This is a genomic window from Lacrimispora sp. (assembly GCF_046972725.1).
In the GTDB taxonomy this organism is placed as follows: Bacteria; Bacillota; Clostridia; order Lachnospirales; family Lachnospiraceae; genus Lacrimispora.
The window spans coordinates 126,212-144,320 of the sequence record NZ_JBKVXF010000005.1 but is presented as its reverse complement, the minus strand read 5'-3'; the positions used below and the strand labels follow the sequence as shown (position 1 = coordinate 144,320).

18 protein-coding genes and 1 pseudogene are annotated in these 18,109 nt (G+C 42.5%); 18 read left to right on the top strand and 1 reads right to left on the bottom strand.

All coding sequences use genetic code 11. The features are described from left to right. Positions 1–168: 168 nt before the first annotated feature. From ACLTWA_RS16310 to ACLTWA_RS16300, 3 genes are all read left to right on the top strand, one after another. Positions 169–1,380: a flagellin gene (locus ACLTWA_RS16310; protein WP_412328954.1), complete on the top strand. Its 1,212-nt coding sequence runs from the start codon at positions 169–171 to the stop codon at positions 1,378–1,380. A gap of 76 nt (positions 1,381–1,456) precedes the next feature. After that, complete coding sequence (gene fliB, locus ACLTWA_RS16305) at positions 1,457–2,710, top strand: flagellin lysine-N-methylase (RefSeq protein WP_412328953.1); 1,254 nt, start codon at positions 1,457–1,459, stop codon at positions 2,708–2,710. Between the two features lie 183 nt (positions 2,711–2,893). After that, positions 2,894–3,274 (top strand): zinc ribbon domain-containing protein, encoded by a 381-nt coding sequence (locus tag ACLTWA_RS16300; protein ID WP_412328952.1) that lies wholly within the window; start codon positions 2,894–2,896, stop codon positions 3,272–3,274. A 170-nt stretch (positions 3,275–3,444) separates the two neighbouring features. Here ACLTWA_RS16300 and ACLTWA_RS16295 read toward each other — a convergent pair whose 3' ends face one another. Continuing rightward, entirely contained in the window at positions 3,445–4,014 is a 570-nt protein-coding gene (locus ACLTWA_RS16295) for a nitroreductase family protein (protein ID WP_412328951.1), read from the bottom strand. A gap of 567 nt (positions 4,015–4,581) precedes the next feature. Between ACLTWA_RS16295 and ACLTWA_RS16290 the strand changes: the two genes are divergently transcribed. From ACLTWA_RS16290 to ACLTWA_RS16220, 15 genes and pseudogenes are all read left to right on the top strand, one after another. Next, the gene (locus ACLTWA_RS16290; protein WP_412328950.1) at positions 4,582–4,878 is read left to right on the top strand and encodes a hypothetical protein; all 297 of its coding nucleotides are present in this window, start codon (positions 4,582–4,584) and stop codon (positions 4,876–4,878) included. Positions 4,879–5,024: 146 nt separating this feature from the next. Beyond that, the gene (locus ACLTWA_RS16285) at positions 5,025–5,771 is read left to right on the top strand and encodes an MBL fold metallo-hydrolase (RefSeq protein ID WP_412328949.1); all 747 of its coding nucleotides are present in this window, start codon (positions 5,025–5,027) and stop codon (positions 5,769–5,771) included. 13 nt (positions 5,772–5,784) lie between these two features. Continuing rightward, entirely contained in the window at positions 5,785–6,570 is a 786-nt protein-coding gene (locus ACLTWA_RS16280) for a threonine/serine ThrE exporter family protein (protein ID WP_412328948.1), read from the top strand. After that, entirely contained in the window at positions 6,567–7,040 is a 474-nt protein-coding gene (locus tag ACLTWA_RS16275; protein ID WP_412328947.1) for a threonine/serine exporter family protein, read from the top strand. Before ACLTWA_RS16280 ends, ACLTWA_RS16275 begins: the two co-directional genes overlap by 4 nt. Continuing rightward, positions 7,037–8,317 (top strand): dihydroorotase, encoded by a 1,281-nt coding sequence (locus ACLTWA_RS16270; RefSeq protein WP_412328946.1) that lies wholly within the window; start codon positions 7,037–7,039, stop codon positions 8,315–8,317. The genes ACLTWA_RS16275 and ACLTWA_RS16270 overlap by 4 nt, the downstream gene beginning before the upstream one ends. 50 nt (positions 8,318–8,367) lie before the next feature. After that, positions 8,368–9,978 carry a hypothetical protein gene (locus ACLTWA_RS16265; protein ID WP_412328945.1) on the top strand — a complete coding sequence of 537 codons (1,611 nt, stop codon included), beginning with the start codon at positions 8,368–8,370 and terminating at the stop codon, positions 9,976–9,978. A gap of 107 nt (positions 9,979–10,085) precedes the next feature. Next, positions 10,086–10,937 carry an amino acid ABC transporter substrate-binding protein gene (locus ACLTWA_RS16260; protein WP_412328944.1) on the top strand — a complete coding sequence of 284 codons (852 nt, stop codon included), beginning with the start codon at positions 10,086–10,088 and terminating at the stop codon, positions 10,935–10,937. Positions 10,938–10,961: 24 nt separating this feature from the next. Continuing rightward, on the top strand, positions 10,962–11,612 hold the full coding sequence (locus ACLTWA_RS16255) for an amino acid ABC transporter permease (protein ID WP_412328943.1): 651 nt from the start codon (positions 10,962–10,964) through the stop codon (positions 11,610–11,612). 10 nt (positions 11,613–11,622) lie between these two features. Then, positions 11,623–12,387, top strand: coding sequence for an amino acid ABC transporter ATP-binding protein (locus ACLTWA_RS16250; RefSeq protein ID WP_412328942.1), 765 nt, complete (start codon positions 11,623–11,625; stop codon positions 12,385–12,387). Between the two features lie 355 nt (positions 12,388–12,742). After that, a pseudogene (locus ACLTWA_RS16245) lies at positions 12,743–12,994 on the top strand (DUF3781 domain-containing protein). A gap of 452 nt (positions 12,995–13,446) precedes the next feature. Beyond that, the gene (locus ACLTWA_RS16240) at positions 13,447–13,797 is read left to right on the top strand and encodes a VOC family protein (protein WP_412328941.1); all 351 of its coding nucleotides are present in this window, start codon (positions 13,447–13,449) and stop codon (positions 13,795–13,797) included. Between the two features lie 64 nt (positions 13,798–13,861). Next, positions 13,862–14,356, top strand: coding sequence for a DNA topology modulation protein FlaR (locus ACLTWA_RS16235; RefSeq protein WP_412328940.1), 495 nt, complete (start codon positions 13,862–13,864; stop codon positions 14,354–14,356). A gap of 406 nt (positions 14,357–14,762) precedes the next feature. After that, on the top strand, positions 14,763–15,410 hold the full coding sequence (locus ACLTWA_RS16230) for a hypothetical protein (RefSeq protein WP_412328939.1): 648 nt from the start codon (positions 14,763–14,765) through the stop codon (positions 15,408–15,410). A gap of 163 nt (positions 15,411–15,573) precedes the next feature. Continuing rightward, the gene (locus ACLTWA_RS16225) at positions 15,574–17,214 is read left to right on the top strand and encodes an ABC-F family ATP-binding cassette domain-containing protein (protein WP_412328938.1); all 1,641 of its coding nucleotides are present in this window, start codon (positions 15,574–15,576) and stop codon (positions 17,212–17,214) included. A 126-nt stretch (positions 17,215–17,340) separates the two neighbouring features. Next, positions 17,341–18,096 carry an exodeoxyribonuclease III gene (locus tag ACLTWA_RS16220; RefSeq protein ID WP_412329102.1) on the top strand — a complete coding sequence of 252 codons (756 nt, stop codon included), beginning with the start codon at positions 17,341–17,343 and terminating at the stop codon, positions 18,094–18,096. Positions 18,097–18,109 lie beyond the last annotated feature (13 nt).

Below are 18,109 nucleotides of genomic sequence, written 5' to 3'. Positions count from 1 at the left end.
GAAAGAGCAAACATTCTCCATACCGATTCTTTGCTTTTCTATAAAGAATGGTATGGCATAAAGTTAAGGTTTCAGCCTGTTGCTCAGGGCCCGAATGACAGGTTTGAAATAGATAAAAAAAATTGGGGGAAAAGGAAGTCCCCGTCATAATTCAAGGAGGTAATACAAATGAGAATTCAGCACAATATCGCAGCATTAAACTCTTACAAAAACTTAACAAGCAATAACGGTAGCGTATCCAAGAACCTTGAGAAGTTATCTTCCGGTTACAGAATCAACCGTGCAGGTGATGATGCAGCAGGTCTTGCTATTTCTGAGAAGATGAGAGCACAGATCACAGGTCTTGAGACTGCAACAAAGAATGCTAACGATGGTATTTCTTTAGTTCAGACAGCAGAAGGTGCTTTAACAGAAGTTCACTCCATGTTAAACCGTATGGTTGAACTGGCTCAGCAGTCTGCGAATGGTACATACCAGGATGCAGTAGATAGAGAAAACCTTCAGAAAGAAATGAAGTCTTTGACAACAGAAATTGACCGAATTTCTACAGGAACTAATTTTAATGGTATTGCTTTGCTTAGTGGAAACTTAGATGGCAATGCAAGAGTAACTGAAAATATTGATGCCACTAAAGCAGCTGCATTAAAGACAAATGAATTTTCATTTGAAGTTGTTGGAGCGAAAGAGGGAACAAAAGTAACTATTGCAACAGCTGCTTCTACTGGTACGAAAGGTGCAAGTGCAACGATAGGCGGTACTAACGATAATGAGATTACAATTACTTTAGATGCCAAAAAAGGTGAAGAGATTACTCAGGCTGATATTGACAAAGCACTTGAAGCTGCACGTAAAGGAACCGATAAAGCTAAATTTGAAGCACTGGGTGATGTTAAAGTAAAATTAAGTGAGAAGATCGTTTTCACTGATAATACTGTTGCTGCGGCTGGAACTGCTAGTGGTGCAACAGCAAAGGGAGAAGGAAAAGCTCTTACTCTTCAAATCGGCGAATCATCAGAGGCTCATAATAAACTTGATGTTAACATTTCTGCTATGAGTACAAAGGGATTAGGACTAACTGGTATAAGTGTTGCTACGCAGAGTTCAGCAGCTGATGCAGTGCAGGTTATTAAGGATGCGATCAATACAGTATCCAATACACGTGGTGACCTTGGTGCTCTTCAAAACCGTTTAGAGCATACCATTAATAACTTAAGTGTAACAACCGAGAACATGACAGCAGCTGAGAGCCGTATTCGTGACGTTGATATGGCAAAAGAGATGATGGGCTATACAAAGAACAACATTCTTGTTCAGGCATCTCAGGCTATGCTTGCTCAGGCAAATCAGGTACCTCAGGGCGTTCTTCAGTTATTAAAGTAATTTGTTTACCTTTTATGGATGGACTTAGGTCCATCCATTTTTTAGATTATAGATTTATAAAATAGTGGAGACAATGATGGAAAAACTAGATGTGTTAAAACCTTCCTGGTATGACCGCTTTCAGTGTAAAGGCGGGGACTGTTTCTATAATTGCTGTCAGTGCTGGGAGATTTCCATGTCAAGGGAAGAGTATCGTAAATGGCGGAAGAAAAAGGTAGTGGGTCGAGATGAGTGGGGATTGACCATAGAATTATACTCTCCCGATAAAAAGACGGATGCCAATTATGCGAAATTTATTCTGGACAGAGAAAATAAATGCCCTATGCTGACAGAGGAAGGGCTTTGCCGGGCTCAAAAAAATTATGGATATAGTATACTTTCGCAAACCTGTCAGTCCTTTCCCAGGCAAAATCATCGCTACCTTGACCAGGTGGAATGTTCCATGTCCCTGGGCTGTGAAAGGGTTCTGGAGCTTCTTATGGAAGAAAAAGATGGAGTTTTATTAATTAATGGAAAAAAGGCGTTTTCCCCTGAATCTAGGTATGGAAGTTATGTTATTAAAAATAAAAAAAAGCAACTTTCTGCTTTAGATTACTACTATGATATCCAAACTCTTTGTATCATATTACTTCAGCTTGAAGAAATCCCCTTAGAAGACCGTATGCTTCTTCTTGGAATGGCAATGAGACGGATCGATGAATTGACAGCAGAGGGCAATTGTATTGATATTCCTGTATATATAGATTGGTTTATAAAGGAATTGGAGCAGGGAGAGATACTTGGAATGTTACAGGGTATTAAGGCGGATAATACCTTGTCTGTCTATTATAGTGTTTTAACAGGATTAATGTATTTAAATGGGGGCGATCAGTATTATAGTCAGGTTATGGAACGTATATGCAAAAGACTGAATTTGAATATGGACGCTGATTTGAAGAATATTTTAGAAAATAAAGAGGAATCTTTTAAACTTGAAAAAGAACTTTATCATGGTTGTAAAGAACAGTTTCAGGAGTGGATTCATGGAAAAGAATATTTCCTTGAAAATGTTATGATATCTTACATGTTTTATGCAAATATTCCGTTTAAGGATATGGAAAGAAGTCTATGGGAAAATTATCTTTATTTTATCTGGGTATATAGTATGGTGAAGGTTTCTCTTACTACTTATCTGGAAGCGGATAGCACTTCTGAGGATATGATTCATTGCTGCAGTGTATTCTTCCGCAAGCTGGGCCACAATCGAAGCTTATTTGATAAGGTGATTAATGATTTTAATACTCATGGAAACAGTCTGGCTCACCTTGCTGTACTTTTAAAAAGTTGTTAAATATAGAATGAATAAAGAAATTTACAGGTAAGCTTCTGGATGCTTATAGAACTTGCAATTTATTAGCGGCAAAGTGCATGCAGCCAATGTGTAAGTTTTCCACGAGGTATTGATATGATTATTAAAACATATCTATAAAATCAGTTGTCATAGTAACAAGCGGTATGTCAGGAGATGGATATTATGTTTTTTATATGCGGCATCAGCCAAGGCAGAAAACAATTTGCTTACGCCAGGACTGTAATCTGCAGCCTGTGCGGAGGCTATGGCAGATATCAGATTTTTATGACCTATAGCTATTTTAGTGTATTCTTCATTCCAATTATAAAATGGGACCGTCACTACTACGTTCAGATGTCTTGCTGTAACACAATCTATGAGTTGAACCCGGAAAAAGGGAAACTGGTAAGTCATGGAGAGACCGTAGACATTACAGAGCAGGATTTGACCATCATAGAGCCTGGAAGAAGAAATTCACAATGGAGCCAGAAGAAGTGTATGAGCTGTGGTTATGAAACTGCAGAAGACTTTGAATTCTGTCCGAAATGCGGACATAGATTTTAGACCATGGTTTATAGTAAATCACAGGAACCAGATACAGCAAGTTACAACAATGCAAATACACTGCAAGAAATAGAAAACATCCATGAACATAGCAATAATCAGCCGGCATAATTACCAGAACCCGGCTGATTATTATTTTATACCAGGCGTTAAACCTATCAAAGCAGCACCTATACAATCAAATCCTCAAGCCTTCTCTTCGGAACATAATGCACCTGATTCTCATCCCTGTAATACCGCACATCCCCATCTTCTTTTACCGGCACGAGAACCACCTCTTCTTTTGGTTTCCCAAGGGCCAGAACCAGATCAATGGAATACTTTTCCGTATCAATTTGAAGTGCTTCTGCCAGGCGGCTCCTCTGTACATTTCCAAGCATACAGCCGCCGTAGCCCTTTTCGACAGCCCCAAGCATTATAGTCTGTGCAACAATTCCATCATCATGAAGTTTGTTTTTTCCCAGTGATAAGTCACATAATATAATAATGTAAGCGGAAGGCCGTTCCCCTTTTTCGGGGCCGTCCCAGTCCGGCAGAGCACCGGCCCAGCCAAGGGTATCAAATACCTTTTCTGTTTCCTCCGGTGTATTGCAGAGCCGAAATTTAAGTGCCTGGGAGTTGGCAGTAGATGGGGTGAGTCTTGCAAGGTCCACCAGTTCTTTTAACTCCTCCGTAGATATTTTTACATCCTCATGAAAGCGCCGAAACGAACGGCATCTGGTAACCAGATCTTTTAGCATACAAAATTCCTCCTGTCAGTTTATAGTTGTTTTTTTATTGTAAAGGATAGTTTTAAGTATAGCAAATTCCTGTTTTATCTGCAATGTACAAGAAAAGAGGAAAGAGTCCTTATGGTGTTCCATGCAAACAGATAACACTGGAATGTGGTGCTTATGAATCGTTTTTAGCCGGACCAGGATATACGGCGGTTATTTAAAAAACGCTATGATTTGACGAGATAAGTTTGCCATGAAATAAGAGGAGAATTTGTAAGAATTATATAAAAATGTAAAACAAATTAATTATATGTTACAACATTATTTAAATAGACAAAATCAGAATAGCTAAAAACCATCCATTTCAAGTGCATTTTTTCATAACTTTTTTCTTCTGCATCCCGATTGGTGTTGTAATAATTTTTAAGAATTGCCCCAATTTTAATTAAGAAAAAAATCATGAAAAGGTCATTGACTTTGTAATCCTAAGGTGTTAAACTTGGACTCGGCTTCAAGGTCATAGGGCAACGTGAAGTCATGGCAACATATTAAAAAAGACTAACCTATGTAGTCGCAAGGAGGAGAATTATTATGAAATTAACAACAAAGAAACTCGTACTTACAGGCGTAGCTGTATTAACAATGGCAGCAATCTCTGCATGCGGAAGCAAGACAGAAGAAACAACAGCAGCTACTGAGACAGAAGTAACAACAGAAGCTACAACAGAAGCAGTTACAACAGAAGAAGAAACAACAACAACTGAAGAAGAGACTACTTTAGAAGAATCTTCTGAAGAAGCTGGCAGCGAAGATGCTTCCTCTGAAGAAGCAGCTGATTCCGAGTCTGAGACATCTGCAGAAGCTGAAACAACAACAGCAGCTAACTAATCCGTACATAACCGGATCCAACAGGAATTTTTATTTCTGGGGCGGGGACAATTGTCCTCGCCTTTTTTTGCGCTCAGATGCTATGCAGATGGGAGGTTGTTGTGATATAATTTTTTCAATCAGCCAAATAAAGGAGGCCTGTTCTTATGAAGATCATTTATATTCATCACAGCTCATTTTTAGTGGAACTAGAAACTGTGACTTTGTTGTTTGACTATACAGAAGGCGTCCTGCCGGAAATCAGAAAGGATAAGCCTCTTATGGTATTTGCAAGCCACCGGCATGGAGATCATTATTCAGAAAAGGTTCTGGATCTAAAAAAGAAACATGAAAATACCAGATTCGTCTTTTCCGATGATATCCTGATAAACCGACTGCCTGAAGAAACCCTGAAAGCGATTACTTCCATGAAAGCGGGAGAGGAGCTTGGATTCCGGTTTGCTTATGGGAAGATTACAGAACAGTCTTCCTATGACGGGGAACCGGCTGTGAAGGTCCTTACCTACTGTTCTACCGATGAAGGGGTTGCCTTTCTTGTGAAAGCAGAAGGAAAGGTACTTTACCACGCAGGAGATTTGAACAACTGGTATTGGGAGGGAGAGCCGGCAGACTGGAATGAGACCATGGCAAAGCGTTACACGGCAGAAGTGGACAAGCTGGAAGGAATGCACATGGATGCAGCTTTTCTGCCTCTGGATCCCAGACAGGAGAACGCCTTTTATCTTGGCTTTGACGAGTTTATGAGAAAAACTCAGGTCAGCCACGCATTTCCCATGCACTGCTGGGGAGACTTTTCCGTTATAAAGAGACTGATAGACATGGAAGTGTCAGGCCCTTACCGGGACCGGATCGTTAAAATCCGGGAAGACGGAGAGAGCTTTATTATCGGGTAGGAGACTGACAGCAATGGAACGTGAAACAGATCAAAAAGAAGTCCTTGATGCTGCTATGCAGGCAGGACACATCCTGTTGGAGAATGGTGCCGAGATCTTCCGGGTAGAAGAGACCATGGAACGGATCTGCCGCCACTTTGGAATTGAATCCGGCAGTTCCTTTGTTCTCAGCAACGGAATCTTTACAACCGCCGGCAATGAGCGGGAGGAAATCTTTGCAAAGGTACAGCACATTCCTGTGAGCGGGACGCATCTGGACCGTGTGGCGGCAGTGAATCAGCTGTCCAGGGAAATTGAAGCAGGGTCAGTAAGTCTGGCAGAAGTGAAACGCCGCTTAAAGGATATCCGGATGATGCCTGGGAAATCAAAGACCATGCAGATTGTTGCCTCCGGTGTGGGAAGCGCCTGCTTTTGTTATCTTTTCGGCGGGGATTTAAGGGACAGCACAGCAGCATTTCTGGCAGGAGTTTTCCTTTATCTGTATGTGATATTTTTAAGCGCTCCCCGCCTTTCTAAAATCGTAGGAAATATTGGCGGAGGTGCCCTTGTCACCTTTGTCTGTATGATGTTATATCTATTGAAAGTGGGAGAACATTTAAATTATATGATCATCGGTTCTGTCATGCCTTTAATTCCCGGTGTGCCATTTACCAATGCCATTCGGGATATTGCAGACGGGGATTATATTTCCGGCTCTGTACGCATGCTCGATGCGCTGTTGGTATTTTTCAGCATTGCCATGGGGGTTGGAATGGTGTTTGGATTATTTCATCAGCTGACGGGAGGTACGTTTTTATGAGCCTTTTGCCTGAGATCGGGGCGGCTGTGATTGGGACCGTCGCGTTTTCTCTTCTCTTTGGGGTACCTTCCAGGTATTATCCTTACTGCGGCATCATCGGCGGATCAGGGTGGATTGTTTATGCGGTTCTTTTGAAATGGCTGACAACTCCGGTGTCGGCACTGGCAGCCACGATTGTAGTTATCCTTTTGTCCAGAATGTTTGCGGTGAGACAGCGGTGTCCGGTCACCATATTTTTGATATCCGGTATTTTTCCTCTGGTGCCGGGGGCAGGTGTGTACTGGACTGCTTATTATATTGTGACGGATGAACTGGCGTTGGCGGCCAGAACCGGATTTATGGCATTAAAGGTTGCGGTGGCCATTGTGCTGGGCATTGTGTTTGTGTTTGAGCTGCCTCAGGGATTTTTTAAATTTGTGAAAAGACCGTTACCGGCGGAAGAGAGAAAAGAAAGGGAGAATATAAAATGATATGGATTAGAAATGCACACGTCATAGACCCGGCGGATAAAACAGAGCGGACTGTGGATATCTGTCTTTCGGATGGGAAAATTGCCGCAATAGGCAAAAGTCTGGATTTCAATGTTTCCAAAGAGGATGTGGTAATCGATGCCTCCGGCTATCTTGTAGCCCCGGGACTTATTGATGTTCACGTTCATTTCCGGGATCCGGGATTTACCTATAAGGAAGATATCCAGACAGGGGCAAGAGCGGCAGCCAAGGGCGGATTTACCACGGTGGTCTGCATGGCAAATACCAGACCTCCTGTGGATAATACAGAGACCTTAGAATATGTGCTCCGGGAAGGAAAAAAGACGGGGATAAATGTGTTTTCTGTTGCTGCTGTTTCCAAAGGACTTAAGGGGCTGGAGCTAACGGATATGGAAGAGTTAAAAGCCGCCGGTGCGGCAGGCTTTACGGATGACGGGATTCCTCTTCTTGATACAAAGCTTGTAAATGAAGCCATGGAAATGGCGGCCAGACTTGATTTGCCTTTAAGCTTTCATGAAGAAGATTCGGCTTTTATTGAAGATAATGGGATTAATCACGGAAAGGTTTCCGAACAGCTTGGAATCTTCGGTTCTCCGGCTCTTGCGGAGGACAGTCTGGTGGCAAGGGATTTGATGATCGCCCTTCATACGAAAGCAACGGTGGATATCCAGCATATCAGTTCAGCCGTTTCCGTTAAGATGGTGAAGTTTGCCAAGGAATTGGGGGCCGATGTCTATGCAGAGGTAACACCTCATCATTTCACCTTGACAGAGGAGGCCGTATTAACCCATGGGACGCTGGCAAAGATGAATCCGCCTCTGCGGACGGAGGCGGACAGGCAGGCCATTTTAGAGGGGTTAAAGGACGGAAGTATTGATATTATTGCAACGGACCATGCGCCTCACAGCCATGAGGAAAAGGCCAGGGATTTAACTCATGCGCCCAGCGGGATTATCGGTCTTGAGACCGCTCTTGCTCTCGGTGTGACCAAGCTGGTACGTGCCGGTCATTTGACCATGATGGAATTAATGGAGAAAATGAGCCGTAACCCTGCAAGGCTTTACCGGCTGCCGTTTGATGGGATAAAGGAAGGAAGTGCGGCAGACCTTGTAATCTTTGATCCCAATGAGGAATGGACTGTGGGGGAATATGTTTCAAAGTCCTCCAATTCCCCGTTCACAGGAGAATCCCTGTTTGGGAAGGTCAAATATACCATCTGCAATGGAAGGATCGTTTTTCAGGATGAAAAGGACTGATCTTTCCGGGGGGAATCTGCTTTCGGAAAAAGCCAATGAGGATAACGGATATGGAAATCAAGGTACAGGACCAGCTGCTTTCTGCTAAGACCGGGGAGCTGCCGGCCGGAGGCCTGCCCCATGCCATGGAGCAGGCTGTGAGAAAAGGAGCTATCGAGGCGGAGATCGAGTTTATCGAAGAGATAGGAGAAAATACAAAAGCATCTGTGGAAAAAGCAAAGGAAGTCGGGGCAGAGCCGCCGAAAGAGGCTGATGCTTCTAAGGACAGGGCTTCCCTTTCTGATGAAAGTGCTTATTATAAGGAAAGAGAGAATGGCATTCCGGCGCCGGACCAGATGTGGGAAGAGGAAGCGGGTCAGGCATGGGAAAGCCTCAAAAGCTGGACGCCATTTGCAGAAAAAAAGATTGAGGATGAGCTGGAACATCTTGCGGCTGTTTACAAAGAGCTGCTGCTTGCCATTCTTGAGCATCCGGCAGGCGGAGTGAGAGAAAATCAGCTTTCTGCCTTAGATCAGCTGCTTCCGGATCTCATTGCAAAGCTTCTCGATGCCCGCCTTGGAGAGCTTGTGGCTCTGCTTCAGAACTTCGGTTCTCAGAACGCTAGAAATTCCTTACGGGCCGCGCTCTATCACAGCGTAACCGGCAATGCCTTAAGTGAGCGGGAGCTGGAACAGGTGTTCAAAGGCATATTAAAGGGTGCGGACGCCGCGGGTGAAGGACAGGGAGGAATAAGAATTCCGGTCAACAAAGCGGAAAACCAGGGAGAGCAGGGGATCATCTATCAGCCGGCCGGTGAAGGACGGATAAAGAATGATGTGGGATATTCCAGACGGATGTTAAGGGAAGCCTATATATCGGTCATTGATGGAAAGAACCGGAAGGGGGCGGATAATGAAAAGGTCTTTGGCGCCCAGGCATCCATTTCCCCCATGGCAGAAAAGACCATTTATTCTCCGGGTGACCTTGCACTGGCAGAACGCTTTGCTGCTTATATGAATCAATCCGGGAATTTACTTGGTGCGGCTGCCTTGTCCGGGGAAAGTGAAGAACTTTACGGTTTCCTGGCTGCAATAATGGCCATAAAGTCCCATATCTTTGGCACGTTTTCCGGCATCGACCAGAGGCTTGCTTCGGACTTGAGGGAAGCCATTGACCGTATGATTGACTTTTACATACAGGAACAGTACCAGAAAACAGCGGGCAGAAGCAGAGGTTTTGAAGGCAGGTATCAGGTCTTTCAGCCTAAGGATGCCTATAAGGTCTTTTATTACCTGATGAATCTTTACCAGACCACAAGAGACTTGCAGGAGACGGCCAATAAAGGCATCAGACATGCATACCGGCAGTTTTTAAAGAAAAAGGAAAGCATGAGGGAGGCAGGTGAATCTTCTTTCTTTTTTTCCAGGACAAAAAAAGATGCCATAGAGGACTGGAAGGATGGAAAACGTTATGTAGAGCAGGACTTTAAGGAATTTCAGGCTTTTTTAAGTGGTCAGAATCAAAACGAATTGCCGTTTGGAGTGTTGGAATTAAGCCCCTGGGGCATGTTTGCAGAACCGGAAATACGTTCTGTCAGAGGAAAGGCACCGATCTTTCCTGCACTCCTGATGGGTGGGACAGTTCTTTTTCTTTTTTTGCTGCTTGTATTTGTTTTTCTCTGAAAATTTTTCCCTTACTGATTTTCCTTTTCCCGTAAACTTTTTTCTTTACAGAAACACTTTACTGTGCTACCATGGTAACACATGAAAATCATGAGGAGGATAAAAGGATGAAAAAAATAATGATAAAGATGGCAGCAGCACTTAGCGTATTGACTTTACTGAGCGGCTGTTCCCCAAAGCAGGAGACCGGGCCTTCCGCGCAGCCGGAGGAAACCAAAGAGGCAAGCTCTGAAGCGGCGAAGACAGAAGCGTCAGCCGGCGGGGAAGAAACCTTTACCGTAGGCTTTGATCAGGATTTCCCGCCTATGGGATTCGTGGCGGACAATGGAGAATACACCGGATTTGACCTGGACCTGGCAAAGGAAGTGGCAAGCCGCCTGGGGAAAAAGTTTGTGGCACAGCCAATCGGCTGGGATGCCAAGGATATGGAGCTGGAGTCAGGAAATATTGACTGTATCTGGAACGGATTTACCATTAACGGGCGGGAAGACGGCTATACATGGACAAGACCTTATATGAAGAACAGCCAGGTATTTGTGGTAGCAAAGGATTCCGGCATTCAGACTCTTGCAGATCTTTCCGGAAAGATCGTTGAAGTTCAGGCAGATTCTTCCGCAGAAAAAGCCCTGAAGGAAGATGAGGCCTTATTAAATACGTTTAAGACCTTGCAGACCACACCGGATTACAATACTGCATTTATGGATCTGGAAATGGGTGCCGTGGATGCCGTTGCCATGGACGTAATCGTAGCTGCCTATCAGATCGAGCAGAGAAAAGCTGATTTTGTGATTTTAGAGGAATCCTTATCTGCAGAAGAGTATGGAGTCGGCTTTAAAAAGGGAAATGATGCATTAAGGGATCAGGTTCAGGAACAGTTGGATGCCATGGCAGCCGACGGCACATTAAAGAAGATTTCAGAGCAGTGGTTTGGCAAGGATGTCACCACCGTTGCAGAATAAAAGAACGTAATTGGAGGAGTAATCATGACTTTCATACAGATACTATCACAACTGGCAGGGGGGATGTGGGTCAGCATCCAGATCTTTTTGGTAACGCTGGTCTTTTCCCTTCCCCTTGGGCTATTGGTTTCCTTTGGAAGAATGTCAAAGAACCGGGTCATACAGGCCATTGTTAAATTCTATATTTCAGTCATGAGAGGAACGCCTCTGATGCTTCAGCTGATGGTGGTTTATTTTGGTCCATATTACTTATTAGGCATAAAGGTGGGGAATGATTACCGCCTTTATGCTGCGTTTATCGGATTTATTATCAACTATGCAGCGTATTTTGCGGAAATTTACAGAAGCGGGATTCAGTCCATGCCTGCGGGTCAGTATGAGGCTTCCAGGCTGCTTGGATATACAAGAACCCAGACATTTTTCCGCATTATCTTTCCCCAGGTGATAAAACGGATTCTTCCGTCTGTCACCAACGAAGTGATCACGCTGGTAAAAGATACCTCTCTGGCATTTACCATCAGCGTTCTGGAAATGTTTGCTGTGGCAAAAGCACTGGCTTCTTCCCAGACAAGTCTGGTTCCCTTTGTGGCAGCAGGACTTTTTTATTATGTCTTTAACTTGATCGTAGCAGTTGGAATGGAATACATAGAAAAACGGATGAATTATTATGAGTAGGAGGACCGAAATGTACTTACTGGAAATGAACCATGTGAAAAAATCATTTAACGGCCAGGAGGTTTTAAAGGATATTTCTCTTTCTGTAAAAGAGGGGGAGATCGTCTCCATCATCGGTCCATCCGGCTCCGGGAAATCCACCCTATTACGATGTGCCACCATGCTGGAGGAGATGGATCAGGGAGAACTGATTTATCTGGGCGAGAAAGCAGCTTCTTCCGGCACCGGAGGAAAATCCGTCTACGCAGCCAAAGATGTACTGCGCCAGATCCGGAAGCACTACGGCCTGGTATTCCAGAACTTTCATTTATTCCCACATATGACAGTGATGAACAATGTGACTGATGCCCCGATCCACGTACAGAAGCGCAATAAAGAGGAAGTCAGGGCAGAGGCAGTAAAGCTGCTTCAGAAAATGGGCCTTGAAGATAAGGCAGATGCCTATCCCTGCCAGCTTTCCGGCGGACAGTGTCAGCGGGTGGCAATTGCCAGAGCACTTGCTTTAAATCCAAAGATCTTATTTTTTGATGAACCAACCTCTGCTCTGGACCCGGAACTGACCGGGGAGGTCTTAAAGGTCATCAAGTCTCTTGCAGACTTACAGATTACTATGGTCATCGTTACCCATGAGATGGCATTTGCCAGAGATATCTCTGACCGGGTCATCTTTATGGCAGATGGAGTGATTGTAGAGGAAGGGACGCCGGAAGAGGTATTTTCCTCCATGAATGTCCGTACCCAGAGTTTTTTGGGCAGGTATGGGGAAATATTGTAGAGGTTGGAAATTTTAAGAAAAAAGTTAAAGATTTTTATTAAACCCCTGAAAGCCCCTGTTTATGCGTGTTTCAGGGGTATGATTTTGCCCTTTGACTGCATCGTAATAGGATTCTAGTTTATCTACTTTTACATCCTCAGATCCAAAATGTGTATAGGTGTCGAGGGTGGTCTTAATATCATCATGGCCGAGGTTTGTATTTAACCGGAAGGTTTGAAGTAGCCATCTTAATGCTGCAGAACAGGTTTTGTATAGTAAACAAATATTGGAAAATTATTATTGATTGTTAGTTGTATTTATCGTATTCTTATAAAGGAGCGTAGTAGGAATATGAAAGATGACATATAGTATAAAAATGTATGGGAATAATGATTTGTTATTAAATTTAGGCAAGTTACACACTACTGCTTTGGGGACTGAAAGAATAAGAAAAAATCTTTGTTTATAAGAAGATGTTGTTGATTGGTGTATCAAAATGATTAAGAACCCTAATAGTGGTTTGGTCAAAAGAGGAAAAAATTGGTACATAAGTGTGTCTGACTATGTAATAACAGTTAATGCTTATAGTTATACAGTAATAACCGCTCATATTACCCAAAATAAATAATTCATTCTTTGAACCGATAACCAAAGACCCACTAGAAAATAAAACGGCAGGTCAGGATGAAAGTGAGAAGATCGTCAATCCAATGATGGAGCAATTTTATTTTTTCTTTCTGGGACTATCTATTGTCCACAGATCAACAAAGAAGCCAATAATATCCACAATTAAATCAAGAAAATTAAACATTTTAAACCTCCGATATAGTATATATATTTTTTGCAGCATGAGTGTATCATTTAAAGTAAGTCATTTTTTTAAATATTTTATGCAGCACAAAAAGATCATTACATATACAACGTATTTAAACAATTCAAGCAACTGTAAAAGCAATGGAAGATAAGATATCATAAACCCCTCCGTTTTTATTTAAGTATATATCAAGTTGTTTGGAAATGATAGTAGTTTAAGCGATATTCTACACATAAATATCGTTTACATAATATAGGGGAGCATGAATGAAGGTAGGAGAAGTATGTTTATTGACAAATGATGTAATACGGTTATCAAATTTTTACAAAATGTTATTTGATATTGATAACGGTAGTGATGATAACATTCATCAATTTATCATAGCAGAGGAAACAACACTGACTATATACAATGACGGAAGTGAGCGAAAAATAAACTCTAACAACATATGTATCGCATTTACAGTTAATAATATTGATGTTGAATTTGAAAGATTAAAAATACTTGGTGTCGAAATTATTGAACCTCCAAAGGAAAGACCATGGGGCGTAAGGAATATGAGTTTTTTAGACCCTGATCATAACTTAATTACTTTTAGGTGCTTTTCTAAAAGGTAAGATCATAAGCAACAAAATTCAATTTAAAATAGCATGATTGATTTTATTAAGTATAGAGGGATTTATGAAATTACTTATATTTGGTAGTGTTGCAAGTGGGAAAACAACGTTAGCAAGAAAATTGTCGGATGAATTAAACATAATTTATTATGAAGGAGATTGTATTGCGTGGGGATTTCCTAATGAAAAAAGATACAAACGTTCTAATCAAGAGCAAAAAGAAATCATTGAAAAAATAGATGAAAATAGTTCATGGATTATAGAGGGAACTTATAGAGACAGCCAAAAAATCTTATATGATTTAGCAGACGTAATTATTTTTTTAGATACACCATTATATATTAGGATATATCGAATGATTTTTCGGTTTATCAAGCAAAAAATTGGATATGAAGAAAGTAACTATAAGCCTACCTATGATATGCTAAAGCATATGTTTAAATGGACAATTGATTTTGAAAGAAATCGTAACTTTCATAAAAAAAGGCTCATTGAGTATAAGAAAAAGCTTATTTGGATAAGGTTTCCAGACCAGTTAAAGGGGAAAAATAGCTATTAGTGGTATGATAAAGAAAAGCAAAGGGGATTGTGAAATGAGTTATATGTTAGGAGGCATAATATTTACGGCTATTATTGCGATAGTTTTAGTACTTGTAAAAGATTAACAAGAAAACAGTTTATTATATAGGCAGTCAACCCTGTCTCTATTAATATAAAAATAAGACGAATTGGAAGGTGCGGTGAGACTGATAGAATTGCCGGAATCAAAGAAGAAACCGATGATTAAAATTAGGTTGAGTGATAAAGGCAAAGCCCTGGAACCAATCGGCAGGCACCTTTATATGTTGAAGTATAAGTTGTTAATAATTAAAATTACTTAAGAAAAAAGTTAAAGATTTTTCACAAACGGATGATATACTGAAATCGAGATCATAGGTTAAGCATAAAAGAAAGAAGGGAAGCTTATGAAAAAAACATTGATTACAGCTTTGCTTATCTGTTCGGCCCTCGTATTTACGGCCTGTGGAAAATCAGCTGTTAATTCAGAAACGACAGGAACATCCTCTCCGGTTCAGAGTTCAAAAGCTTCGGAAGGTTCGGATGAGGTAAGCACAGAAGCTCCCGGGAATGCCGAAGAATTTAAAATACTGACCGGCAAGGTCGTAAGTGTTTCCGATAACATGGATCAGATTACCATACTGAATGGGAAAGCAGAAACGACCCTTGATTTGGACCGTGTGGCAGTAGAGACTTCCTATGCGCTGGAGGAAGGCGTGGAGGTTTCCGTGGTCTACAAAGGGGAGATTTCCGGTAATGATGCCAAGAATGCAGATATTTTACTGGTTTTAGACGCCCAGGAGGGCATGAAAGTGGCGGAAGCCACAGGAACCGTTACGGATCAGGCCATGAGCACCTTTACCATCAAGACAGAATCTGGTGTAGAGATGGGCTTTATGAAGGATAATGCAGAAGGGCTGGATTCTGATGTGCTTGGAAAAGCGGAAGATGACAGCAACGGAAGCGGCGCAAAAGTGAAGGTAACTTATGTGACTGTCACTTATGACGCAGGAAGTGCTTCTAATTTTCCTCTGAAGGTGGAAGCTGCCAAATAACAGAAAGTAAAACCCCCTGAAATCCCGGATAATCAAGGCTTTTTTGATAAAAGGCTTGCAAATTCGGGATTTTCATGTAAAATAAGAGAGATGACAACGGAAGGGTCTATAGGCCCTTTTTTTATAGTTTTTTCATAAGCAGATCACAGAAAGGAAATTTAAGATGATTAGTGCACATAACGTAACATTAAGAATCGGGAAAAAAGCTTTGTTTGAAGAAGTAAACATTAAGTTTACTGAGGGAAACTGCTATGGTATGATCGGCGCCAACGGTGCTGGAAAATCCACATTCCTTAAGATTCTTTCCGGTGAACTGGAGCCTACAGGCGGTGACATCGTAATTACACCAGGGCAGAGGCTTTCTTTCTTAAAGCAGGACCATTTCCGATACGATGACTGCCAGGTACTGGACACAGTTATCATGGGAAATACCAGACTTTATGAGATCATGAAGGAAAAGGATGCCATCTATATGAAGGAAGACTTCACCGATGAAGACGGCATCAAGGCAGCGGAGCTGGAAGGTGAATTTGCCACCATGAATGGTTGGGAGGCAGAGTCTGATGCGGCAAACCTTCTTAACGGTCTTGGTATTGAAACAGATTTACACTATAAGACCATGAGAGAATTAAACGGTGCGGAGAAGGTAAAAGTACTTCTTGCACAGGCCCTGTTTGGCAATCCGGACATCCTTTTATTGGACGAGCCGACCAACCACCTGGATTTGGATGCCATTGCATGGCTGGAAGAGTTCCTTATTAATTTTGAAAATACGGTGATCGTGGTATCCCATGACCGCTATTTCTTAAATAAAGTCTGCACACATATTGCGGACATTGATTACGGCAAGATCCAGCTTTATGCAGGAAACTATGATTTCTGGTATGAATCCAGTCAGCTTATGGTAAAGCAGATGAAGGAAGCAAACCGGAAAAAGGAAGAGAAGATGAAGGAACTGCAGGACTTTATCCAGCGTTTCTCCGCCAATGCTTCCAAGTCAAAGCAGGCGACCTCCAGAAAGCGTGCCTTAGAGAAGATCGAGCTGGATGACATCAAGCCTTCCAGCCGTAAATACCCCTACATTGATTTCCGTCCCGCCCGCGAGATTGGAAACGAGGTGTTGACTGTTAATAACATATCAAAGACCATTGACGGCGTAAAGGTCCTTGATAACATTTCTTTCACCTTAAACCGGGAAGATAAGGTTGCCCTGGTAGGGCCCAACGAGCTGGCTAAGACCGTTCTGTTCAAGATCCTTGCAGGAGAGATGGAGCCGGATGAAGGAGATTATAAATGGGGACTTACCACGACCCATTGTTATTTCCCAAAGGATAACACGGCGGAGTTTGATAACGATGATACCATTGTTGACTGGCTGACACAGTATTCTCCGGAAAAGGATGCTACTTACGTACGAGGCTTCCTCGGACGTATGCTCTTTGCAGGTGAAGACGGCGTAAAGAAAGTTAAGGTATTATCCGGTGGTGAAAAAGTGCGCTGCATGCTTTCCAAGCTGATGATCTCCGGTGCCAATGTCCTGATGCTTGATGAGCCGACGGACCATTTGGACATGGAGTCTATCACCGCACTGAATAATGGTCTTGTAAAATTCCAGGGAGTTCTTATTTTCTCCTCCCGTGACCACCAGATCGTTGAGACCACGGCAAACCGTATAATGGAGATTGTAAACGGCCAGCTGATCGATAAGATCACTACCTATGACGAATATCTGGCAAGTGATGAGATGGCTCGTAAGAGACAGGTGTTCACTCTGACGGAGGAACAGGCAGAAGAGAATAAATAATACTGAGCGTTAGGGTTGATGATGCTTTTGGTTTTGGGGGTTTCCGCACGTTTCATGCGGAAGCCCCCTTTTCGGATTCATGGGAAAATGGTATACTGTATTTATCTATAAATTGAGGTGAAAATGATGAAAAAAATGATTTCCTGGAATGTGAACGGCCTTCGCGCCTGTGTGGAGAAGGGATTTTTAGATTATTTTAATGAAGTGGATGCAGATGTATTTTGTATACAGGAAAGCAAGCTGCAGGAAGGGCAGATCGACCTGCCCACGCCCGGCTATTATCAGTACTGGAATTATGCAGAGAAAAAGGGATATTCCGGAACTGCCATATTTACCAAAGAGAAACCATTATCTGTGACTTACGGAATCGGAGAAGAGGAGCATGATAAGGAGGGGAGGGTGATTGCTGCTGAGTTTGAAGAGTATTATGTGGTTACCTGCTATACACCTAATTCCCAGAATGAGCTGGCCCGCCTTCCGTACCGTATGACCTGGGAAGAAGCATTTTTGGCCTATTTAAAAAGGCTGGAGGAGAAGAAACCGGTGATTTTCTGCGGGGATTTAAACGTTGCCCATAAGGAAATCGACTTGAAAAATCCAAAGACCAACCGTAAAAATGCAGGTTTTACCGATGAAGAAAGGGCCAGATTCTCCCTTCTTTTGGAGGCTGGATTTGTGGATACGTACCGCTATTTCTATCCTGAGACGGAGGGAGTGTATTCCTGGTGGTCATACCGTTTCAGTGCTAGGCAGAAAAATGCCGGATGGCGCATTGACTATTTCTGCGTTTCGGAATGCTTAAAGGACAGGCTGGAGAGCGCAGCCATCCATACAGAGGTTCTGGGTTCGGATCACTGTCCGGTGGAGCTTGTGATCCGGTAATGGGACAGACAGG